Here is a 23,926-nt window from a genome sequence, read left to right on the forward strand (position 1 = left end):
TGGACGATGCCGATACGGAACTGGAACTTAGTTGTAAATCAATTTATTAACATCTTCGGAGAAAGATGCAAAATATAGTCCCTTTACGCAGTTCGTTAGACGCTTACACACTTTACTGGGCACTGTCCTCCGCCTACCTGTCTGAAAAGATTGACGTGCTTTTTAACCTGGCCTATCTTGACGAGACCATCGAGGTGCGCAACGCGTGGGGCAATTTCAAGATCAGCCGTGAGCTGCAGGTGAGGGTAGGCAAGATGTATCGCCGCTTCGGGTTGTACAACGAAAAGCTCGATCAGATCCCCACCTTCACCGGTATCGAGCCGCCGGAGATTTTCGATGCGGACCACCTCTTCATTACACGCACTACCAACTTCATGCTCCACGGCAATCGTAATTTCGGATCGACCAATGTTCAATATTCCCTCACCACAGAGAATGGTGAAGGTGGCGCCGCGCAGGGCGTAGTACCCCTGGGTTGGGACCTACGGATGAAATCCGACAGGCATTCGCTGGTGTTCGGTACCTCCGGTTTCGCCAGCAGCATGAATGGTAATAATACCACATCGACCGTGGAGTTTAACGACGGCCCTGCTAAAGGTGGTGTGCTGCCCTGGATGGACGGCGATCATTTTTTTCTCACGGGCCTCTTCGGTGAAAAACAGATCGGCAGAGTCAACCTGCAAGTAGAATACTGGATTGCCAGGCACGATGCCCTTCGCAACCCTGACAATGTGCTGACACTGGTCCGCGAGGCCGGGATCAATCCGCAACAGCGTCAACGGTTCCTGGGCGCCAACAGTAACAAACCCGACGACCAGCTTACCACCGCCGACGTGATCGTGCCCGTATCATACGACATCAAGACCTATTACATACGCCTCGCTTATAATATCGATACCCGGCACGGCCAGTTTGTGCCCTATCTGTTTCTCGACTGGATGTCGCACCCCGAAGTAATCAACAATAAAGACTTTGGCGGCGACAAAGAATCCGGCCTGGCCGATGATGGTATCTTTACCAAAACCTCAGCAGGCATGGTATACCGGCCGATACCCACGGTGGCCATCAAGCTGGACGGGAGTATTCACAGCCAGAAGTTCAACGGCAAGACCGTACAATATCCAGAGATCAGGCTGGACCTATCGTGGGCATTTAAAAATTAAATTTCAGCATAGCATACTAACTTATCTCGGCATCAAGACTTGTCAAAAGGGCAACCTCTTTGATTTTTGGTTTGCCAATAACCCTCTTGTATCGCGTTAAATCGCCAGCGTAAAATAGTGGAATTTTATTAATTTTCGCTATGGTAAAAGACCGTGAACAAGTTACTGCTGAATGGGAGAGGTTCAGGCATTTTTTTAAACGCGAAGAAATGCCTGCCAAAACAGTTTTATTGAAGGAAGGTCAGATTTCTGAAAGAATGTTTTACATAGAAAAGGGATGTGTCAGGCTGTCTTTTAATAAGGACGGAAAGGATATAACTTTTCAGTTTTTCTTTGAAGGGGAGGGTGTTTCATCCGCGGAGAGTTTTCGCAACAATGAGCCTAGCTTATTTTCGATTGAAACGATTGAACCGTCCATACTCCACATCTTACATAAAAAGGATTGTGTGACCATGGTAGAAAGCTCGTCGCTCATCAAACAGGAATTGGAAGATCAGACCTTTCAGAAATTAATGTATTACCAGAAGCTATTTCTTTCAAGAATTAAAAATAGCCCGGAGGAGAGGTATAACGAGTTATTGCAGCAAAGCCCTCACATCCTGCAACGAGTGCCCCAACACTATATCGCGTCGTTTCTGGGGATCACATCTGTATCACTAAGCAGGATTCGAAACAGAAAATGACATTTCTTAACAATTGTTATCGCTTTAGGGGCGTGTCTCAGGCCAACTTTGTCATGAACAAAAACCAAAAAGCGATGAAACAATTCAAAATCCAAATTCCTGCGCATGAGATCGACGACCTGAACCAAAGATTGTCAAAAACGCGCTGGCCCGGTGAAATGATTAACGAAGGATGGAAAAAAGGAGTGCCAGCAGATTATTTAAAAAAGCTGGTGGAGTATTGGCAGCACAGCTTCGACTGGAAAAAACAAGAAGCGTTATTAAATAAATATCCTCAGTTTATAACTGAAATCGATGGCCAGAACATTCACTTCCTTCACGTAAGGTCGAGTGATCCCAATGCAACTCCGCTCATGTTAATTCACGGATGGCCAGGGTCCTTCGCAGATTTCGTCAACGTAATTGAGCCACTTGCTACCCCACCTTCGGGCAAAGAGAATGGGCTGAGCGCATTTCATTTGGTTATCCCTTCCATTCCGGGGTTTGGTTTTTCAACTCCGGTGAAAGAGAAGGGGTGGAACATGTTTCGAATTGCTGCGGCCTTTGCCTCGCTGATGGAGCAGTTAGGATACACAAAATTTGCGGTACAGGGTGGTGACATGGGCGCGGGGATAGCCAGTATAATGTCGGCAGTAGCAGCCAATAAACTGATCGGAACACACGTGAACACCGATTTCTACTCCGTGGCAGGGCTGGGTATGTTTCCATCGGATACTTCATTTTTATCAGGTGAGGAAAAGTTGAGGCTGGAACGGATGAAAGAATATAAGAGGAACGGTACAGCGTATCTTGAAATACAATCGACACGACCACAAACCATTGCTTATTCCTTGTCGGATAGCCCGGCGGGCCAGCTGGCGTGGATGGTTGAAAAATATAAGGAATGGACCGATGAGGACAAAGAATTGCCGGAAGATGCCATGGGTATAGATCACATTTTGACGAATGTCTCTTTGTATTGGTTTAATACCACTGGCGCTTCGAGCGCAGAAGCGCTGTATGAAAACATGAGCATGGCTTTTAACTGGGGAAGTGACAGTGGCTCACAAGATTCCAGCCAATGGACGCCACCGAAGGTACCTGCTGCTATGACAGTGTTTGGAAAAAAAGCGGATAAATCTCTCTTTAAAAAACTGCTGTCTATTACCGGGGAGCCAGATCACTATATCTTTCATGAAAAGGGTGGTCATTTTCCAGCCATGGAGGTTCCTGAATTGTTCGTGAAAGACCTCCGAGAAGTTTTCGGCCAAAGCGGTTCGTAGTATGAAGGTTAAAGAATTGATAGAACGAAGGTTACTAAATCAAGGCTTAGCATCTGCGCAGTTTGAATCTTGCGCAGATGTTGTCTCTCATTTCGGTGCCATGCAATCCCAGGATTACGCTATGGCGAAATGGGCAGTGGGTATGCGAATGCGAAAGGCTTCTGACACGGATGTCGAAATGAGTGTCAATTCAGGCGAGATCATTCGCACGCACGTCCTTAGACCCACATGGCATTTTGTTAGTCGTAAAGATGTCCGCTGGATGATGGAGTTATCTGCACCGTATGTAAAGAAAGCAACACAATATTACGACAGGCAGGTAGGTCTTACAGACGAGGTTTTTAAAAAAATATGGAAGACGATCGAGGTTGAATTGCAACACGAAGACAATCTTTCAAAAGAGGATTTAATGGATCGGCTCGCGAAAAGGAAGATCGGCGTCGAAAATTTGATGGCTACGCAGATCTTGATCCGGGCCGAATTAGAAATGCGTGTGTGCAATGGAGTCAGAAAGAAAAATAAAATTACTTATTCTCTCTTCGAGAGGAGAGTTCCGCAGGCAGAGAAAATATCTAAAAAGGACTCGCTTGTAAAACTCGCGTCGGTCTATTTCAGTTCAAGGAGTCCGGCGACCGTAAAAGATTTTATGTGGTGGAGTGGCCTGAGCCTTTCAGATGCAAAATTCGGAATATCCGGACTAGGTGACGACCTGCAGCGCGCCTCGCTCGATGGGTTGGATTATTGGTACTTTGAGAATACTCCTGATCAAAAAAAGAAAACTTCGGTGCTGCTTCCCGCGTTCGACGAATATATGGTTGGTTATTCTGAAGGCAGAGACATTGCCTTTCCTCCTGATATTGATAAATCCCTTTTGGGGAATGGAATATTTAAGCCAATAGCTTTGTTTGACAATGTAGTAGCTGGCACATGGAAAAAGATAGATCAGGAGCCCTTTGTCGAAATACAATTTCTGCATGACAGCAAAAAGTACAAGGGCGTAAAATCAAAACTCGAAGCGTTTAAGCTTTTTTTACGGAAGTAAGAAAAACACATCTTTGAATCGTGTCTGGATGACTAGTCCGTTTCCGGTCAAAAGTATCCGGAATAGGTCAGTTAACTCCTACAGTACAGTAATAAATGTTCGCCTTTCGAGGAATTTGCCTGGCACACTATTGGCACAGGCGTCTTTAACCAAAACTGTCATGATCAAGAATTACCTTGTCCTCTTTGGGCGAAATATGCTACGGTATAAGACATTTTCGCTCGTCAACGTGTTCGGACTGACGTTAGGCATCGCCTGCTTTTCCATTATCATTCTTTTCGCTGAGTTTGAATTCAGTTTTGATAAGTTCCATCATCGATCCGACAACATTTATCGTATTGTCAAGGATTTTGCCAATAATGAAGGATTAAAGATGCCTGACGCAACTACACCGCCGGCGCTTGGTGCTAAGCTGCGAACCGATGTTCCGGAAGTTGAGTCGATCACAAGATTCCTTCCAAACCGTGGAAGACGCAATCTCTTTCAGTACGTTGACAAGCAGTTTTATGAACTTGAGCTGATGCGCGTCGATAGCGCGTTCTTTTCGGTATTTGATTTTGAGCTCGTTAAAGGGAGCAAAGAAAGACCTTTCAATGGTGTTCATTCGATGGTGCTTACGGAGTCGATCGCTCGCAAGTATTTTGGTGATGAAGATCCGATCGGGAAGATTATTCGAACCAACATCGGTAGTCAAACCGACTTTGAGGTAACAGGCGTTTTGAAAGACGTTCCATTGAATTCGCATTTTAGCTTTCAGGTATTAATTCCATTTCAAAACTTTAGCAACGCAGATACCGATTGGAGCAGGCACATCTTTTACACCTATGTCAGACTCAAGCCCGGTAGCGACCCGGTGGTTTTTGAATCGAAAGTAAAAGACATTGTCAGGCGTCAAGATCCGGACAACCTTGATATGTACTACATTCAACCCATCAACGATATTCATCTTACTTCGCGATTGAAGGGTGAACTTGGACAGAATGGTGATCTGCAGTACGTACAAATCCTGTTACTCATCGGAATATTTGTGATCGTCATCGCTGGTATAAACTACGTGAACCTCATTACGGCCCAGTCGCTGAAGCGCGCAAAGGAGATCGGCATCAGAAAGGTGAATGGGGCTTTTCGTGGGTCGCTTATTTTTCAGTTTCTTCTTGAATCGGTCGCCGTGGCAATCGTTTCGTCGCTGTTGGCTATTATCGTAGTTTCGTTGATATCGCCGTACCTCGCATCGACGCTAGGCGTTGATCTATCCGGCATGTTGTTCGACAGTAATTCCGTTCGATTCATATTGCCGGCAAGCGTATTCGGTATTGGGATACTGGCAGGTGTATATCCTGCGTTTTATTTGTCATCATTTCGGCCGCTGCGTGTATTCAGCGGCAAATTGACTTCATCCGGACCTGGGATTCGTTTACGGCAAGGTCTTGTCATTTTTCAGTTTGTCATATCGAGTGGCTTGATCATAAGTTTTCTGGTCATTCGTCAGCAAGTAGAATTCATTCACAACAGAGATCTTGGTTTTGAACAGCAGAGAATAGTAACAGTGCCCAATGTAGTTGGTGTTGCCAATGCCGAAGTGATCGCGGAAGACCTCAGGAAGATTGCCAATGTCGAAAGCGTGGCCTGCGCCAGCGGCGGAATATTTGGATTGGGCAATTCAGTCAATGGAATTGCTGATAAAAATGGCGACAACCACATAGCCCTGAATTTCCTGCGAGCGGATTATGATTTTATTCCTACCCTTGGCATGAAGATGATCCAGGGGAGAAATTTCGATTCAGCTTTTCCTTCCGATTCGTCTGCGATTATCATCAATGAAACGGCTGTGCGTCAACTTGGCCTCAAAGAACCCGTGATCGGGCAGATGCTGCGTTGGGATGATGAATCGGGCACGATACGGGAGGTTCATATTGTCGGTGTTGCCAGGGACTTTCATTTCACATCGTTTCACGACCAGATCAAACCGTTTGGATTTATCTTGGAGGCAGATAATGGCAGTACTTTTTTTGTCAGGATAAATGTCGATGCTGGGGTTACTGGCCTTGCAGAAGTTGAGAAGGTCTGGAAGAAGCACAATCCTGATAAGCCTTTTGATTATGTTTTTCAAGACGAATACACGGGAAAACTACATGCAGCGGAAGAACGGTTTCAAAAACTCTTTACATCCTTTACCATTTTGGCCATTGTTGTTGCCTGTCTTGGACTGTTTGGCTTGGTTACTGCTTTGTCTGATTTGAAAACAAAGGAGATAGGAATACGCAAGGTACTGGGGGCCAGCGTTACCGGGATTATAGGACTGCTCAGCAAGCAGTTTATGAGTCTGGTGCTTATTGCTTTTATAATTGCAGCGCCACTGTCGGTTTTGATTATGCGGGGCTGGCTTGATGGATTTGCCTATCACGTGGAGCTTCAATGTCACGTGCTTCTGACTGCGGGAGCAATGATATTTATTATAGCCATGGCGACAGTTTGTTTTCAAGCGTTGAAAGCAGCCATTGCCAATCCTGTCGACTCGTTACGCAACGAATGAAATTCCGGTCATTTAATTGAGTCGACGGGCAGAGTGTCCATCGGTAAGTTTTTTATAGTGCACAACGAACTGCCTGGATATTGCTAATGAAATCCTACTATTTTTGTCGGCCAGTGAGCACGTTTTACTTCGGTCTCCTTTTCCAGTCATGAAAGATATAATGCCCCCACCGCATATCCACATCGTATAATTCGTTGCATTTTTTACAACGTGCGATCAGGCTGTACTTGTCATCACTTCTGGAGACAAATTCAATGTTATTAGCCTTCAATTCTTCATCAGGATCAAAACCATCGTATTTGCCAGTATACAGGTTGCATGTGCATTCATTCGAATCGCGGTGAAATTCCAGCGTTTTGATGGCATATTCCGGGAATCGTTGATTGGGAGCGAACATACCGCCCAGGTCGAGGCTGGCTGCTGCCCGCATCTGTTCAATGAACAGAAGCAATGGCTTAAGCGCATCCCTATTTTGACCAGCATAAATGATCTTACACGATGCGTCCCGGATCCTTTGAACATCTTTAGAAGTCATGTCATCAACAATCAACGTATAATCCATAGTCCAGGCTTAAATCTGAAGATCCCAAATTAAATAAATCTTTAAAATTAATGTTGGTAAATTACGGCCGGAAAGCCGGATGCATAGCCTTGCTTTGTGAATAAGTAACCATGAAAACACCCTTAATTACCCCGGAAGGTTTAGAGAAGTTAAAGGCGGAGCTGGACCATTTGTGGCGCGTTGAACGGCCTGACACCACGCAAAAGGTAGCCTGGGCCGCGAGCCTTGGAGATCGCTCTGAAAATGCAGATTATCACTACAATAAAAAGCGCCTGCGCGAAATTGACCGGCGCTTGCTCTATTTACGCAAGTGTATTGATGATTTGAAAGTCGTGAATTATTCACCCTTCCAGGAAGGCAAAGTGCTGTTTGGTGCCTGGGTAGAAATTGAGAATGACAGAGGCGATCAGAAACGCTTCCGTATCGTTGGGTATAATGAGATTTTTGATACCAAAGACTACATCTCCATAGACTCACCGATGGCACATGCACTGATGAAAAAGGAAGTGGGGGATGAAGCTGTGGTGAAGACAGATGCTGGTGAGTTTGTCTGGCGTGTTACCAAAATTGAGTATCATAAATAAACTATGAAAATTTGCACGGTGGTAGTCAGGCTTTTAACGAAGGTGAAAATTTGACTCGGTTGGCGATTGAGAACAGTATTTGTTGATTGATCAGCATAGTTCATGACAGTTAGCGCCAGCGAATCTTCTATTTTTCAAAGATTCATGGAAAATACGCCCACCAAACCCGAACCCGCCGATGGCAGCATCAGTCCAGTGGAAAATTCCGGGAGGCCACAGTCCATGGTTTAATGCAATAACCTATAGATAGACAGGTCGTGTTCTTGATCTGTCTATCGTCTTTACTAAGCTTGTATATGAAGAAGAGAGAATTGATTAGTCTTGTTGTAGTTGTCGTCGCGGTTGTCGGCTTGTGTTGTGCTTTTGCGGGGCGTGATAAGCGGAAGGATGATGTAGCTGACCCGAAAGGTAAGGATCAACCTAAGATTGTGAATATTGTCAATTTCATCCGGTTGCTGGAGCCGCGAGATCCGAAGATCACCGAGGACGTGCTTTACCAGACTGTTGTCAAGCAGGTGGCGATCCTGAAGAAGTATAAACTACCAGGTACTTTCCTGCTGCAATACGATGCGCTGATGGACGGCCGCTATCAAAAACTGCTGAATGGTTTAGATACTACAGATTTCGAGATCGGCGCCTGGTGGGAGATCCCTCAGCCCATGGTCGAGAAAGCAGGCATGAAGTGGCGCGGCCGATACCCGTGGGATTGGCATGCCGACATCGGCTTCTCTACCGGCTACACACCCGAAGAGCGTGAGAAGCTGGTGGATGTGTATATGAGTGACTTTAAAAGCATCTTCGGCTATTATCCGAAGTCGGTAGCTTCGTGGTTTATCGACGCGCACACGCTGAATTATCTCTATCAGAAATATAAGATCGTGGCGTCGGCCAATTGCAAAGATCAGTACGGCACGGATGGCTATACGCTGTGGGGTGGCTATTGGAATCAGGCTTACTACCCCAGCAAGATCAACTCCTACATGCCCGCGCAAACGGAGCAAAATCAAATACCGGTGCCTGTATTCAGGATGTTGGGCAGCGATCCTGTGCGCCAATACGATCAGGGCCTGGGGCATGCGCGGCAAGGGGTAATAACGCTGGAGCCTGTCTATGGCGATGCGGGTGGCGACGCCACCTGGGTGAACTGGTTCTTCAAAGAATTTGTGAACGGCGCGTCTATGGAGTTTGCTTACACTCAGGCCGGGCAGGAAAATTCCTTTACTTGGGAAGGCATGGCTAAGGGCTATGAAATACAAATGCCGTTGATCGCCCGGCTGCGCGATGAAAAAAAAGTAAGGGTCGAGACACTCGCGGCGTCAGGCAAATGGTTCAAGGAGCATTATAAGCTTACACCCGCTACGGCCGTGACCATCTCGGAAGATATGCCCGGCAGTGATAAGAAAACGGTGTGGTTCAACAGCCGGTTTTACCGCTTGAACCTGCTATGGGAAAGCAACACCCTGCGCATCCGCGATATTCACCTGTTCAACGAGAAGCTGCCTTCTATCTATGAGACGCAGAAAGCTGCTTCGAATGAATGTTCTTTCTTCACGCTTCCCTTTGTCGACGGGTATCTCTGGAGCGACCGGGCAAAGCTGGCGGGCTTGAGGTTAAAAGCGATCAAAGATGGAAAGGAAATATCGATCGAAGGAGCAAACCCTGTGGTGACCGATGCGGTGAAAGGTAAGCTGCATATCCGCTGGCCGCTGAAATCGTTCAAGGGATCGATCGAGATTGATATGGATGAGAAGGAATTGCAACTGAAAATGAAGGGTGATCAGTCCATCAAGTGGTTTCTCGATTTGACCACGGCAGCGAATGGTAAGTTGCCTTTTGTGGATGTAAAGGAGCATCAAGTGGATTGTGAGTTCGAGGGGATGAAGTATTCGGTGGGGTCGAAGCAAGGTACTTTTTCGAAGCCCGATGACAGTGTCGTTTTCAGGATTGTTCCGGAAGGGAATGTGGTGAGGTTGAGCTTAAACCAATAAAAACAATACTTTTTTGCCAATAATTAGGGCGACATAATGACGACCGCCCGCCGATGAGCCTACTTATCGCAACCCTAAGGAATCTGATCCAGATCAGCCCTGCACAGGGAAAAATTTTTCCCCCTCCATGAGTTCTTGTGAAGGGGGCCTTTTTTTTACTTTTGAACGAAAGAGATTGCGTATGTACGAAAGAAAAATACCTGAATTGCTTGACTGTGGCCTTGCGGTGGCTATAAAGGTGATCGGAGGCAAGTGGAAGGCCTGGATCATTGATTGTATCAGGCGGGAAATCAGGCGTCCAAGCGGCATTCATAAAGAAATGCACGAAGTCGCACCCCGCATCATCAATTTACATTTAAAAGAGCTGGAAGATCATGGCATTATCTTTAAAAAAATTTATGCTGAAATTCCAGCGCGTGTTGAGTATTGGTTCACAGATGTAGGGAGCAGTATATTGCCGGTGATCGATGTTCTGGAGAAGTGGGGCAACGACAACAAGGAGTATATTAATCGCAGTCATGAAAATTACCAGTCCGAGACCTGTGTTTTTAAACGTGAAACAGCTTGAAAAATGGCCGGAGCTAAAGAAGGGTTCCGGCCATTTATGTTAGGCGGTTTTTCTGAGTACTTTGATTACAGCGGCATGTTCTTCCTGATCGTACCCTGCTTTCATTGCTCTTTTGAACAGGTCTGCTGCAAATTTTGGCAGCTCACTATTAATTCCTGCTTCGTTTGCTTGCTGCACCAGCAATTGCAGATCATCGCCTGTGGTTTTAATCGTGCTTTCCGGATTGTCGAAACGGCCATGCTGAATTACTTCACCCATGTGTCTTAGCTCGACACTGAGAACCGGTGAAATTTGCTCCAGCAGTACGCCCAGCTCATCCACTCGCAGGCCCTCTTTTTCGCACACCAACGCGCCATGACAAAATCCTATCCAACTGCCTGCCAGGTAAGCTAAAACAGCATGAAAAAGTGCTGCAGAGGCTCCTGGCTCGTTACTCACATACACTACGTTTCCCGCTAAAGCTTGTAGTATGTTTTTCTGTTGATGGTACACATCGGCATCACCCGAAACAGAAATTGTTGCAGCGTCCGTTCCCATTTGTCGCGGCCACGCCATGATATCACCATTTAAACACGTCGCTCCCTGTTGTTGCACCCATAAATCCAGGTCCCGTGCTTCTTTTGGAGTACCTGTGCTAAGTTGTATCAGTTTACGACCGTGGAGTGCTTTGACAACGTCTTCTGTTTCCAATATGGCCCGGGTGGCTTTGTAATCCGATACACATAGTACTATTACCTCACTGCTTTCAATTGCCGCCGTAAGGGTGGGGGCTGCTGAAGCCCCCACGTCTGTAAGCGCTTTTACTTTTGTGCTGTCTCTGTTCCATACTGTAGGCCGATATCCTTTTGTAATAAATGCGCGTGTCAATGCGGCACCCATTGACCCTAGTCCGATCACTGTTACATGTCTTTGATTGTTTGCTGTTGTCATCTTTGTGATTTTTACTTTGTTATTTCAGCGGAAAATTAGTTGTCGTACGACCCGGTGGAAATACAGGTAAAAAGATTCATGTAGTGGAAAAATTTATCCTGGCCAACGGGAGACCGATTGATAAAGGAGGCCTTAGGGCAGATGCCCCAGTGTCTTGCTCGGATTGGTCAACCCATTAAATGAAATTGTGACCGATTGCGGAGATGATTGCGCTTCTTTGCAAAGAAGTGCTACTTTGCGGGAAACGTCATAATTATCAAATTTTAAATGCTCAAACTAAACAAACTGGCAGTTCTGGGCCTGCTTGCTTGCAGCGCATCGATTGGCGCGCTTGCACAGGACCGAAAAGCACCAGCCTATCCGCTGATTACGCACAACCCCAATTTCAGTATCTGGTCGAACACAGACCAACTGAATGCCTCGACCACTACGCACTGGACAGGCGCGGAACATTCGTTGTTGGGACTGATCAGCGTAGACGGTGCCATTTATCGTTTCCTTGGGAAGGAGGAAACAAACTATAGCACGGTGTTGAATGCCTCGGATGAGGCTGCGTATACAGTGGCCTACACGGAAGCAGAGCCTCCCGGAAACTGGTCGGCGGCTGACTACAAAGCTGATGGTTGGAAGTCTGGTTCGGCGCCGATTGGCGATGATGATAAAACGGCAAAAACGCTCTGGAAGTCCCATGACATTTGGGTAAGACGATCGTTCAATGTCAGCAAGCCTGCCAGCATCAATGAATTGTTTTTGAAACTGAATCACGATGATAACATCACGGTGTTTCTGAATGGTGAGAAAGTATATGAGAAAAATGGTTGGACGAGTAGCTTTCAATATCAGCCGATCAGCAAGGCTAGCCTGAAAGCCGGTCAAAACGTCATTGCGATCCATTTGGTGAATACTGCCGGTGGCCGGTTCCTGGATTTCGGATTGGTCGATAAGGTGAAAGACAATTCTGCCAACACACTGCTGGCCGAACAAAAGAACGTGGACGTAACGGCGACACGCACCATTTATAATTTCACAGCCGGAAAGATTGACTTGCAGGTGACCTTCACGTCACCGCTCTTGCTGGACGATCTAACCTTGTTGTCCCGTCCGGTTTCCTACATTACGTATAGCGTGAGGGCAAACGACGGTAGAAAACATTCCGTGAAGGCATTCCTGGGAGCATCGTCGAGCATCGCGGTCTACCAGCCGTCGCAGGCTGTTACGGCTCAAAAGTATGCCACCGACAAGTTATCTGTTTTGAAAACCGGAACGGTGGAACAACCCACGTTGCAAAAAGGCGCTGATGACATGCGTATAGATTGGGGCTATTTCTATGTAGCGGCTCCTAAATCCAGTGGCGCCGAGCAATTTATCAGCAAGAGTGCCGAAGCGGCAAGCGCCTTTAAGAAAGGCACGGCAACATCGACTGAGTCAAAGGGCAAGTCGTTGTCGCTGAATACCGTAATTCCTTTTGGAACAGTCGGGGATGCAACGGTTGAGCGCTATGTCGAACTGGGATATGACGAGATTTATTCCATCCAGTACTTCAATACTAACCTGAGACCCTACTGGAATAATTCGGGTAAGGAAACAATAGAAGGTCAGTTGACCCAAGCGTCTGACGAGTACAGCACGGTCGTACAAAAATGCGCAGCCTTTGACAAGGCTGTTGCCGCCGAGGCGTTGAAAGCCGGTGGCGAGCAATATGCGCATTTGTGTGTCCTGGCGTATCGTCAAAGCATTGCCGCGCATACGCTCGTGAAGAGCCCCCAGGATGAACTTCTGTGGTTGTCGAAGGAGAATAACAGCGGTGGGTTTATTAATACGGTCGATGTAACCTATCCTTCCGCCCCGCTTTACCTGCTCTACAATCCGGAGTTGATGCAAGGCATGCTCACGGGTATTTTCTATTTCAGCGAATCCGGAAAGTACCCGCATCCGTGGGCTGCGCATGACCTGGGTACGTACCCCAAGGCGAATGGGCAGACGTATGGTGAGCCTATGCCGGTAGAAGAGTCCGGCAATATGATCATCCTTACGGCAGCGATCACCAAGGTGCAGGGCAACGCGGACTATGCAAAAAAACACTGGAAAACGCTTTCTACGTGGGTTGACTACCTTGTCAAGGAAGGCCTTGATCCGAAGACGCAATTGTGTACGGACGACTTTGCAGGTCACCTTGCCCGCAATGCTAACCTGTCTGTAAAAGCCATTGTGGGAATAGCCTGTTATGCGCAGCTGGCCGAGGCGGTTGGTGAACCAGAAACTGCAAAAAAATATCGGGCTATTGCCGAAAGCATGGTGCCGAAATGGATCGAGATGGCGGACGCCGGCGACCACTATGCTCTGACGTTTGATGACAAAAATACCTGGAGTCAAAAGTATAACCTGGTTTGGGACAAAGTGTTGCAGCTTAACTTGTTTCCGCAGAAAGTTTATGAAACGGAGACCCGGTATTATCTTACTAAGAACAATAAATTCGGGATACCATTGGACAGCCGTAGAGCCTATACCAAAAACGATTGGATTTTGTGGACGGCCACATTTGCACCGACGCCAGCGCAATTTGAGGCTCTTATCAAACCTGTATATTTACATGCACTCGAAACCCCCTCACGTGTTCCGCTCAATGACTTTTACGATTCGAACACCGGGGTCCGTGACAACTTCAAAGCCCGGAGTGTGGTTGGTGGATTCTATATGAAGGTCTTATCCGATAAGTTACGGGACAAATAGTGTCTGGACTTACGTAGAGATAAAAATAAAAGGCCGTTCCGTGATTGGAGCGGCCTTTTCTTAGGTTTGGCGAGTTGATTTTTTGAAACTCCATACCATAATAGAAATTCCGATTATGACTAAGGGTACACTTAGCATTTGGCCCATATTCAGCGGCCAATTTTCTTCAAACGCTTTCTGATTTTCTTTTAGAAATTCCAGCATGAATCTTTGTGCGAAGATTAATGACAAACCAAGTCCAAATAGGAAGCCTTTGTGATTTTGGATTTTCCCCGATCTCCATAAATGAAACAAAATTGAGAAAATTAACAGATAAAATAAAGCTTCATAAAGCTGTGCAGGGTGTCGTGGAATCTGGTCGACACGGATGAATACAAATGCCCAGGGTACTTGCGCGGGTATTCCGATGATTTCGGAATTCATCAAATTACCTAATCGTATAGAGCATCCCAGTAATGATCCTGCTATGGTTAGCCTGTCCAGCGTCCACAGGAAATCTTTTTTGTGTTTTTTGCTATATAGATATAATGCCGACAATGCACCTAAAACTCCTCCGTGACTCGCTAGTCCTGCGAAGCCTATAAACTCGAATTTGGGTTTTATGCGGATGGGTAGAATCTCCATGGGATTGTTCAGGTAGTAAATGGGGTCATAAAAAAGAATGTGCCCGAGGCGAGCTCCGATAATGACTCCCAGTACTATATAAATTGTGAGGTTATCCAGATCAGATTGCGAGTGTGCTTCACGTTTATAGATCTTGAGCATGACCTGGTACCCCAGCATCATCCCCAGGGCCCAGCAGAATCCATACCATCTTAAGAACTCTACACCTGCGAAAATCTCTGGGTCGATATCCCAAATTATATAAGCGCTCATCCTCCTTGACAGCAAGCCGTTAGCATGATAAATATAATAGTTGTCATGTATCGAGGTAATCTTATTACTGACTGTTGATCAGTCTGTTCTATAATATATAGGATTTCTGCCCGATCGATTGGCTCCATGGAATTGAAGAGTAGGAACTGTTTCCATGCGGGTTTAAGACTGTTTAAATTCATGACGATGGTTTTTGAGTTTTGCTTTTAGTTCTGCCGTTATCCTGTTAAGTCTGGTACTTACGTTAGTAGGAGTCAGGTCCAGGATTAGGGAGATTTCCTTATTGGGGTATCCTTCCAGATATAAGATGACGATGGCCTTATCCACGTCTTTTAAAGACTGAATCACGATACTCAGGAGCTCTCGATCATCATCCGCCATGGCCGGCGGATTAATCAGGTCGGGGAGTAGGAATGGCTCCGTGATTATCTTGTTTTTCTCGTTCCTGACTTTGGTGAGCAACGTGTTGAGACTGACACTGTAAATCCATGTACTGATTTTTGACTCTCCGCGGAAGGTGTCAAAGGATTTCCAGAGTTGTAAGATGATGTCCTGGTAAGCATCCCGTTGGTCTTCATAACGGGCATAATAGGCTTTGCAAAGGCTTTTGACAATCCCTTGGTTCTCGCTGATGATTCGGATAAAGTTCTGCTTTTGCAATTCCACCGGTACGATGATCTTTCGTTCATTAGTAGCTTGTTTTGGGGAATTGTCACAGCGTAGTGAAGTTTTTTTCTAAAGAGACTGTATTTGCCCCGATGTTCGCCAGTAAGTAGCGGTAGAATACGTAATATTTAGGGTTAGAAGAGTAAAACCGGGCCGTTTTGTGCACTATATGTTTGAAGTGATTCGCAATTCGATTGTGAAATTTTTCAATCCGGCTTTTGCGCTGCAATATCCTCGGTCAGCACAAAACCCGATGATTGATATCAGTTTATGGTAAGGATAAGCTTGGCGGCGGACCGCTTCCGGTCGTGCCTGGAAAAATCTGTCCCTACATTTACTCGAGCCGGTAAACCGGCATTGGATGATAATTTTAAGATAACCCAAAACCTTAGTTCCATGAAAAGAAATGTATGGAGTATTGTGGGGATGTCCCGCCAAATCGGCTGGCGCATGTGGGGTGGAGAAAGACTTGTTTCAGTAAAAAATCTTACGGTATTTATTTTAATTCTCGGCAGCTTTGGCCTGTTTGCGCAGGCGAACGATCCACGTGCTGAGAACATGCAAAACGGATTGTTCAATATCTTCATGTCGGCAGACCGAAGTTATTTTAAACACAACAGTGCGTCAGACAACGACCCCTATGGCTACGGCTATTGGGTAACGGCGCATGGGCTTGAAACCATGGCGGATGCGTATCAGCGGACGCGCAACACCGTTTATCGCGACCGGATGAAAAGCATTTTAGCAGGCATCCGAAAATATAATTTATATGGTGCCGGCACGTATCATAACGATTATTACGATGATCTGGAATGGTTGGGCCTGGCGTGTTTTAATGCGTATAACGCTACCAGAGATCCAGAATACCTGGATGCGGTCCATCAGATATGGACTGAAATAAAAACAGGATACAGTGGGGGAAAGATGTCGTGGCGGAAAGGTTGCACGACACCTTGTAACAACGCGATCGGTAATAGTCCGGCCATTGTTTTAGCGGTTAGGCTTTATAAGCTGGAGAATGATGCAGCGAATTTGCAGATGGCAAAAGATATCCATGCCTGGATGAAGGCGAACTTGCTAAACGCTGACGGAGGTATATGGGACAGTCCCGGTAATTTTGATCCCGACTGGCAATTTTCGTACAACTCCGGACTTTTTATCGCTGCCAGCCTGGAACTGAACATTGTGACTGGCACACAATCCTACCTGGATGATGCTATTAAAGCTGCTGAGTTTATGATGAATTTCAGAAACTATAATGGTGGCGTGTTTTTCCTGAATGAAGTTGGCCAGGGCGATGGCGGGTTGTTCAAAGGGATCTTTGCGAAGTATTTCTCGGAACTTATTCGCAAGGGTAACCTGACAACCGGCCAAAGAGACCGCTACTTACAGATACTGAACTACACGGGCAATTCAGTTTGGAATAATGCGGTCAATAAATCGAACTATTTAATTAGTCCGGTTTGGTCGGCCATGCCGAGTGGAACGATCGATTTATCCACGGAGATAAGCGGCGTTCACTTGTTTGAATCGTTGGCGGGTATGACGAAAGTGCATGTTTATCAGGATATTAATTACAGTGGATTTTATTCGCAGCTGTCTGAGGGAACGTATACGCTGGCGCAGCTTCAGGCCCGGGGCGTTACGGATAATGGCATAACATCGATGACGGTTCCCGGCGGATATTCGGTAACGGTATATGAGAATGATAATTTTACGGGTGCCTACAAGACCTTCACGGCCAATGCGACATGGCTTGCTGACTGGAATGACAGAATTTCTTCCATGAAGATCGCATACATTGGCGGGCCCGTGAGCGTTTATCAGGATATCAACTTTGGTGGTTATGCGGCGGGGCTTGACGTGGGCGATTATACACGTGCCCAGCTACAGGCGAAAGGTATCAACGACAATGATGCCACTTCGTTGAAGGTCGCACAGGGTTTTAGGGTGACGGTGTATGATGGTGATAATTTTACGGGAGCCTCCAGTATCTATACGACAGATACGGGCTGGCTTGCAGACTGGAACGACCGGGTGACCTCGCTACGGATCAGCACTATTGGTGATCAAACCCTGAGCGGAATTTATCTGTTGCAAAACCGCAACAGCAATTTATACATGGATATTGCAGGTGGCACCGGTTCAACCGGCGACGGCGTGAACGTTCATCAATGGAGCCTTACGGCGGCGACCAACCAACAATTCTTATTCGAGCATGCCGGCAATGGGGCGTATAAGATCACCGCTGTAAACAGCGGCAAAGCGCTAGATGTGGATTCGAACGGCAAGGATAACGGGATTAATGTACAGCAATGGAGTTATTTCGGTTATTTCAATCAGCAGTTTATAGCGGTCCCCACGGGCGACGGCTTTTATAAGCTGATCGCGAAGCATAGCGGGAAATTGATGGAGGTAGCCGGATTCAGTACAGCCAATGGTGGGAATGTGCAGCAATGGGAGAACCTCAATCAGAATAGCGGCATGTGGAAGCTGATCAGGCCTACAGCAGTTGCAGGTGGTGGGGGGGAAGAACCGGCTGCTCATATCTATCCCAACCCGGGCAGGAGTGGACAAAGCAATGAAGTGGTCATTACTGTGAACCGGCCAGCGGACCGTGTGCGGCTGACGCTGCTTAATGATCAGGGGCGCATGATCATGAGCGGCGAACATAGGGTTGTGGATTCGAAGGTATCGGTTTCAATTCCCCCTGTTTCCGCTGGATTGTATTTGATCAGATTACAGGATTTGACGCATGCGTGGACGGAGAAGTACCTGGTGAAATAAATGATACGCTCATCGGTCCTCGTGGCCGATGAGCTTTTTTTATGAAGCCATTAAACCTTGCCGGATCGGGGTTGTCCAACAGGCAAACAGAATTAACATGCGCATATTTACGCTTTCCATCCTGCTGCTATTAACCTCACTCACCAGCTGTCAAAATAATGATGACCCTACGACAACCGCCGATCCCTATATCGACGACGATCTTGCCGGGCCCATCTCGCGGCCGCAGTCGGGATATGGTGCTGATGGTACGCACACGGCTGCAAAGGTTAGTTTTGCAAGCCCGCTGTATGCAGGTAAGAAGGTAGACATCTTTTATCCTCAAGACATGACGGGGCCGCGGCCCACCATCTTCTATTCACATCCTTACGGTGGTGAAGAGAGCGAATATAACATCGGTCTGTTCGAGTTCATTGCCAAAAAAGGCTACACAGTGGTATTCGCCCCTTATCCAACGTTTGGTGCTTCTATCGATGAGCGTTACAGTACCTTGTGGGAAAGCTTCAGCGAGGCTGTAAGCAAGTACCCCGCTATTATTGATACGACACAGGTTGGGTTCATGGGACATTCCTTCGGTGGCGGAGCGTCGTTCGCACTGGCACACCGTGGTTTTATCGATAGGGGCTGGGGCGAGAACGGGCGCTTTATCTTTGCCATGGCGCAATGGTACTCTTTCCAGATCACCGATCAGGAGCTCATGGAGTTTCCGGCCAACACCAAGCTGATATCGCAAATCTACGATGATGATGATACCAACGATCATCGCCTGGCCATTGATTTGTTCGAGCACAACAACATACCCGACGCGGAAAAAGATTTTATTCTGATCCGCAAAAGCGTGATAGGGGGGTATACCTATATTGCCGACCACGTATTGCCTAACTCGCGTTCTGCGTACGACGCTTACGACTACTATGGTGTTTACCGCTTGCTGGATGCCCTGATAGACTATAGCTTCCACAACAACGCGGCCGCAAAGAACGTGGCCCTGGGCAACGGCTCTACAGAGCAGGTAACAATGCCATCGTACCAGGGCGTGGCCATGTCACCACTGGAAGTAACTGATAACCCGGTGCCTCAGTATCCCCAGGGCAAATACGAGTTTTCTTGCGGCGCGAGCACGAATGAGCGTGGCCAATATTGTCAGTAATGGCGTATTGGGCAGCCAATAAGAAGGATAACCCGGTAACGGGTTATCCTTTTTTTGTTGGTGCGAACTTTTTGGTCCGACAATATGCGTAATAAAACGATCGAAGCGATTTGTGACGATCTAAAGTTTATTATTCGATATGGAATGTGGAGATCTCGGCCAGTCCGGGTTGTTGGTTGGCATCATGACCGGATATGGGCTTTAATTGGAAATACCGGAATGACTTTCTGGCCGGCAGATCGAAATACAACTCCACGCCTTGTGTGTTGGGAAGGTTGAAATTCCCCAGGCTTTCCCAGTTCTCATTGTCATTGCTGCTGAGCAGCTCCAGCACTTTGATTTTCCGGTCGCCTTCCTTCTGCAGTATCACGAAGCCGTCTACATCGTGTGCTGACTTCATGTCGATCGTTACCCAATGCCCCTGTGCATACGATGTGGCGTTGGTGGAATAACGTGCGATCCACCAGGTTTTATTATTCCCGTCGATAATCCTTGCTGCGAGTCTGTCGTTAGAGGGTTCTTCCGAGCTAAAACCGATCACGCTCCATACGCCTTTAGGGTAGGGTATTTTTTCAGGGCGTATCGCGGGCGTAATCGTCTGCCACTTGGTGTAGAATGAGTCTATGGCTAGTTTACTGGGTTTAAAAACAGTTCTGTGCCGCATCGTGCTTCCTTCTTTGAAGCTGGGCATCCTGGCCCTGAGCTCTTCGACAGGCACAAACAAGGCTTGAGGGACGCCGTATTCATCTTCGTATTCAAATTGGGTGCCGATGGCCTCTGGGCCGGTCGTGCCGAAACGCGCGGTACCGCGATTTTCCCATGTGGTTGCTTCGAGTATCGGCCGGAGAAGGAGCGACTTTTCGTAGTCATCCCCATAGGCGCTTCCAACGACTTCTGTCACCATGGAGGCGTGACCCTGGTCATCGTAGGTGATGATCTCGAATACATACGATGTTTCATCGAGATTGTTCAGCATCACTTTTACGGTATCGACAGACGAGGTCTTTTCGATTTCTACTGCGATCGAGTCTTTCCGGTTGTTCCAGTATACCTTGGCACGTTTTACTTTCGGATCGGCCAGGACGAGCCAGGTTAGCTGCAGGCGGTGTCTGCCAGGATGTACCTTGGCGGAGTCTGCCTTCGCGGGATATATTTTCTCGCCACCTTTCAGGAATTCTCTATAGTGCTCGTCCATTTCCCCACACGAGGCGATCCATACAATGATTACCGGTAGGATAAAAATGAGTATATGACGGTTCATGACGTTGTGGTTTAATTATTGGGAGACCTGGCCCCAGAAGGTTAATTCAGATATGTGGAGGTAATCGGTTTGCCCCCAGGTTTGTGTGATCTTAAACCGGAGGTACTGATACGCGGGCAGATTGTCGGGAAAGTTGAAGTCTTCGCCGTTGATAATGCCATACTGCACATCTTCATTGGTATACGTACCCAAAGCAGCATCAGAAGGCTTAAAGGAAGTGCAGTCCGTAATCTTGGTCCAGTTTACCCATCCGCCATCTTTGTCGGGCTCATTACTACCCCAGACCTCCCAAATCTTTACCGCGGCGCCCGAGTAAATATTTTCACCCGCCCGGTGATATAATTTGTAGCGACTCAGGTGGGCTTTTACACCCAGGTTGATCGTAAAGCTGCTGGGGATGCCACTGCCAATAACGGTCTGGAATATATTATCCCGGTTGTTCCACGCGTCATCCCACATCTTTTCCATACCCCATTGTGTGAAGTGTGGCGTGGTGTTATCGCCGCCCAGTGTTTTGAGCGCCTGAAAATTCTTCTTGTTCAGCAGCTCTTCGTAGATGGGCGTCAGCTCCCGGGTGATGGTGTCGGAGACATTGCCCCAGCGATCTTTGACATAGACACCGAATGTACGTGCTTCAGGCTCGAAGCCCCGTGAATAAAAAGTGGCCGCTTTGGATTTGCTGTAGAAGGTTTCTACGGGGCGTACTTCACCATTCTCGCTGGGGGTTATTACGGTAATGGACACCGCCGCTTCGCCGCTGTTCTGAAAGGAGAGGCTAAGGCCACCGTAAGTTTCCTTGATAGTCAGGGTTTGAAAGACCTCTTGAACAGGGGGCGTAAGCGGGCTGACGCTCACGGTTACCGGCGCTGACATTTTTTCGCCCCGGCTGACGGCGTACAACGTCACCTGGTAGTCGTCGGAGCTTGGAAACCCCTCGACCGTCAGGTTATTGACATAAAAGGAAGATTTCACTTCGCGCGTGAGCCCTTCGCGGACAGTAAAGATTGCCTTTACGTATAGCAGGTTTTCGCTGTCGGGCAGGTTGTAGGTGATTTTAGCACCCCCTGCAAGACTTTCTATATTCGTAACGGTTACAGGACCCGGGGCGCCGTCGTTGCCGTTCAGGGGCGAGATCAATCGTTCGTCGCTGCAGGCTGTTGCGAGCAGCAGACACGCGTAGGTCAATATGTTCTTAAAAAATTTCATTGCTTGGTCATTTTAGAGTACGACATCCGGCGCATGATCACCACCCATAGGTTTGAACTACTTTGCGGTTGGTGAGCAGCTCATTCTCTTTGATCGGCCACAGATAATCGCGCGTTCTGAACACCTGCTTGTAGAGATGCTTCTCGCGATAATAGTTCTCTGCGGTTTCCTGCTCGATGTCCCATCCCGTTATCGGTTTGTTCAACTCGACTATGGCTGTTTTCCATCGGCGTAAATCCCAGAAACGCTGTCCTTCGAACATCAGCTCGATGGTTCTTTCTTGTTGAATGATCTTGCGTAGCCCTTCCTGGTCATTGGGTTTGTTGGGATCTTTGGCATGGTTGGTCCACGCGTCGATCACGCCGGGCAGTCCGCCTCTTTCGCGTATCCGGTCGAGATAGGGGATAGCCTCTGCGCCCCTCCCGGCTTCGTTCAAGGCTTCCGCGTATAATAAGTACAGATCGGCCAGGCGCATTACCGGCCAGGGATATACCTCCAGCGTGTAGCCGCTGTCGTTGATCAGGCTGGCGATGTTGACCAGTTTTTTGGGCCAGTAGCCCGTTACCGAATAAGAATCCTGTGTCGCATAATTATGTACTTGTGTCTTCTTGGCTTGAATGATCCAGGGATCTTTGTCATTGTATTTGCCGTGTCCATACCATACAGCGCCATCGAATCCCAGCGAGGCATAGAAGCGCGGCTCGCGGTTGAAATGCATCTGGGCCGTGGTATAGTCTTGCTTTACATAAAAGCGGTCGTCTACCGTGGCAGCTCTCAGATCGAACCGGGTGTCGTAGCTCCAGTTCTTATCTTCGGTAATTGGTACGCCGTTCCCGGTGTAGAACATTTCCACCATCTTGATGGGTACAGCCAGGTTGCCACGCGCGTCGGTATTGGATTTTCTGGAGGGATCGAGGCCGCGGGGTGTAGCCTGTCGCTGAATGGTTTCAGCCCGGCTGGTGGTATTGGCCCAGATCACCTCCGCGCTCCATTTGGCGGTAACGGCGTTGCGGATATTCATTTGTGTACGTATCGTATCAGAGACGGAATATTGCTGTACGCTCTGGCTGTAATAATACAGTCTGTTGCCCATGGCTTCGCAAAGCTGTATTGCTTCTGAACAAGCATCGACAGCGGCTGTCCACTTGGTGGCATCCTGGGCAGGGAACAGCCGTGTTCCATCTTTGTTTGTAAACTGACTGTAATCGTCATTGCCGTTGAACAAGGGGCTCGCCGCAGTTACGAGTACAAGAGCCTTGATGGATAGAGCGATGGGCTTGGTGATGCGGCCAAGCTCTGACGTTTCGTCAATGATCCGGTCGGGCAGGTATGCAGCGGCTTCGTCCAGCAGGCTTACGATGTACGCCACAGATTCATCTACTGTTGCTCTTGTTGCTTTCACGTCTTCGGTGGGTACGGATACGGGCAGATTTTCCTTGATCAGCGGAATGGGTCCATACATTCTGAACAACCAGAAGTGATAGTATGCTTTCAGAAATTTGACTTCTGCTGTCCACCGGTTGCGTTCTTCTTCGGTCAAATCCGGTACTGTCGCGACGCCTTCAATAAAGATATTGCACTGCCGGATTCCTTCGAAGGTGTCCCTGCCTTCTCTTTCGCCTTGCCAATAGTTCAGAAAAGGATCCACCACGTTCTGATTCCCCAGGGCAATCTGCCGGCCGGGCGAGGCAAAATCGGTAAAGTTTTGTCTGAACCAGAATTCGTCTGCCGATATAAAGCCAGGGTTGGCGGAAAGACTGGCATGCTGGGGCATATATGAGTAGCAGGTAAACAGATACTTCTCCGCCGTGGCGCGCATGGCGAAGGCGTTGTCTATCGTGGCAATGTTGTCCGGCACAATGTCCAGGAAGTCACTACAGGAAGTGGAAACGACCAGGAGAGAAGCGATGATTAATGTTTTTAAGATTTTCATTC

General features: G+C 47.6%; 18 protein-coding genes. 11 read left to right on the top strand and 7 right to left on the bottom strand.

All coding sequences use genetic code 11. From position 1 onward, the window contains the following. The first annotated feature begins 65 nt into the window (after positions 1 to 65). The 5 genes from K7P01_RS17440 (at position 66) to K7P01_RS17460 (ending at position 6,683) form a co-directional block, all read left to right on the top strand. Positions 66 to 1,163 carry a hypothetical protein gene (locus K7P01_RS17440; RefSeq protein ID WP_267295362.1) on the top strand — a complete coding sequence of 366 codons (1,098 nt, stop codon included), beginning with the start codon at positions 66 to 68 and terminating at the stop codon, positions 1,161 to 1,163. Between the two features lie 140 nt (positions 1,164 to 1,303). After that, positions 1,304 to 1,846: a Crp/Fnr family transcriptional regulator gene (locus K7P01_RS17445; protein ID WP_267295363.1), complete on the top strand. Its 543-nt coding sequence runs from the start codon at positions 1,304 to 1,306 to the stop codon at positions 1,844 to 1,846. A gap of 74 nt (positions 1,847 to 1,920) precedes the next feature. Beyond that, a complete protein-coding gene (locus K7P01_RS17450) occupies positions 1,921 to 3,108 on the top strand; it encodes an epoxide hydrolase family protein (RefSeq protein WP_267295365.1) in 1,188 nt (395 codons plus the stop codon). 1 nt (position 3,109) lies between these two features. Then, the gene (locus K7P01_RS17455) at positions 3,110 to 4,150 is read left to right on the top strand and encodes a winged helix DNA-binding domain-containing protein (RefSeq protein ID WP_267295367.1); all 1,041 of its coding nucleotides are present in this window, start codon (positions 3,110 to 3,112) and stop codon (positions 4,148 to 4,150) included. Positions 4,151 to 4,310: 160 nt separating this feature from the next. After that, on the top strand, positions 4,311 to 6,683 hold the full coding sequence (locus K7P01_RS17460; RefSeq protein ID WP_267295369.1) for an ABC transporter permease: 2,373 nt from the start codon (positions 4,311 to 4,313) through the stop codon (positions 6,681 to 6,683). Between the two features lie 124 nt (positions 6,684 to 6,807). Here the strand turns inward: K7P01_RS17460 and K7P01_RS17465 are convergent, their stop codons facing one another. Then, complete coding sequence (locus K7P01_RS17465) at positions 6,808 to 7,245, bottom strand: hypothetical protein (RefSeq protein ID WP_267295370.1); 438 nt, start codon at positions 7,243 to 7,245, stop codon at positions 6,808 to 6,810. Between the two features lie 110 nt (positions 7,246 to 7,355). On the opposite strand from K7P01_RS17465, the gene greB reads away from it, so the two are divergent. From greB to K7P01_RS17480, 3 genes are all read left to right on the top strand, one after another. Further along, positions 7,356 to 7,829, top strand: a complete 474-nt coding sequence (greB, locus tag K7P01_RS17470) for a transcription elongation factor GreB (protein ID WP_267295372.1) — start codon at positions 7,356 to 7,358, stop codon at positions 7,827 to 7,829. Between the two features lie 296 nt (positions 7,830 to 8,125). Continuing rightward, positions 8,126 to 9,817: a hypothetical protein gene (locus K7P01_RS17475; RefSeq protein WP_267295374.1), complete on the top strand. Its 1,692-nt coding sequence runs from the start codon at positions 8,126 to 8,128 to the stop codon at positions 9,815 to 9,817. 181 nt (positions 9,818 to 9,998) lie between these two features. After that, a complete protein-coding gene (locus tag K7P01_RS17480; RefSeq protein ID WP_267295376.1) occupies positions 9,999 to 10,385 on the top strand; it encodes a winged helix-turn-helix transcriptional regulator in 387 nt (128 codons plus the stop codon). A gap of 39 nt (positions 10,386 to 10,424) precedes the next feature. Here the strand turns inward: K7P01_RS17480 and K7P01_RS17485 are convergent, their stop codons facing one another. Further along, complete coding sequence (locus tag K7P01_RS17485; RefSeq protein ID WP_267295377.1) at positions 10,425 to 11,315, bottom strand: NAD(P)-dependent oxidoreductase; 891 nt, start codon at positions 11,313 to 11,315, stop codon at positions 10,425 to 10,427. A gap of 267 nt (positions 11,316 to 11,582) precedes the next feature. On the opposite strand from K7P01_RS17485, the gene K7P01_RS17490 reads away from it, so the two are divergent. Beyond that, positions 11,583 to 14,045 (top strand): glutaminase family protein, encoded by a 2,463-nt coding sequence (locus K7P01_RS17490; RefSeq protein ID WP_267295379.1) that lies wholly within the window; start codon positions 11,583 to 11,585, stop codon positions 14,043 to 14,045. A gap of 60 nt (positions 14,046 to 14,105) precedes the next feature. Here K7P01_RS17490 and lgt read toward each other — a convergent pair whose 3' ends face one another. Then, the gene (gene lgt / locus K7P01_RS17495; RefSeq protein ID WP_397311116.1) at positions 14,106 to 14,810 is read right to left on the bottom strand and encodes a prolipoprotein diacylglyceryl transferase; all 705 of its coding nucleotides are present in this window, start codon (positions 14,808 to 14,810) and stop codon (positions 14,106 to 14,108) included. A gap of 273 nt (positions 14,811 to 15,083) precedes the next feature. Beyond that, the gene (locus K7P01_RS17500) at positions 15,084 to 15,587 is read right to left on the bottom strand and encodes an RNA polymerase sigma factor (RefSeq protein ID WP_267295382.1); all 504 of its coding nucleotides are present in this window, start codon (positions 15,585 to 15,587) and stop codon (positions 15,084 to 15,086) included. A gap of 396 nt (positions 15,588 to 15,983) precedes the next feature. Between K7P01_RS17500 and K7P01_RS17505 the strand changes: the two genes are divergently transcribed. Both K7P01_RS17505 and K7P01_RS17510 read left to right on the top strand, forming a co-directional pair. Then, positions 15,984 to 18,374, top strand: coding sequence for an RICIN domain-containing protein (locus K7P01_RS17505; RefSeq protein WP_267295384.1), 2,391 nt, complete (start codon positions 15,984 to 15,986; stop codon positions 18,372 to 18,374). Positions 18,375 to 18,471: 97 nt separating this feature from the next. After that, positions 18,472 to 19,524, top strand: coding sequence for an alpha/beta hydrolase (locus tag K7P01_RS17510; protein WP_267295386.1), 1,053 nt, complete (start codon positions 18,472 to 18,474; stop codon positions 19,522 to 19,524). Positions 19,525 to 19,654: 130 nt separating this feature from the next. Here the strand turns inward: K7P01_RS17510 and K7P01_RS17515 are convergent, their stop codons facing one another. Genes K7P01_RS17515 through K7P01_RS17525 form a run of 3 tightly spaced genes read right to left on the bottom strand, consistent with a single transcriptional unit; the run spans position 19,655 to position 23,924 of the window. Further along, positions 19,655 to 20,785 (bottom strand): DUF4998 domain-containing protein, encoded by a 1,131-nt coding sequence (locus tag K7P01_RS17515; RefSeq protein ID WP_267295388.1) that lies wholly within the window; start codon positions 20,783 to 20,785, stop codon positions 19,655 to 19,657. Between the two features lie 15 nt (positions 20,786 to 20,800). After that, positions 20,801 to 21,991: a DUF5000 domain-containing lipoprotein gene (locus K7P01_RS17520; RefSeq protein ID WP_267295390.1), complete on the bottom strand. Its 1,191-nt coding sequence runs from the start codon at positions 21,989 to 21,991 to the stop codon at positions 20,801 to 20,803. A gap of 37 nt (positions 21,992 to 22,028) precedes the next feature. Continuing rightward, the gene (locus tag K7P01_RS17525) at positions 22,029 to 23,924 is read right to left on the bottom strand and encodes a RagB/SusD family nutrient uptake outer membrane protein (RefSeq protein ID WP_267295392.1); all 1,896 of its coding nucleotides are present in this window, start codon (positions 23,922 to 23,924) and stop codon (positions 22,029 to 22,031) included. Positions 23,925 to 23,926 lie beyond the last annotated feature (2 nt).

This window comes from Parachryseolinea silvisoli, assembly GCF_021190955.1.
Classification (GTDB): Bacteria; Bacteroidota; Bacteroidia; order Cytophagales; family Cyclobacteriaceae; genus Ohtaekwangia; species Ohtaekwangia silvisoli.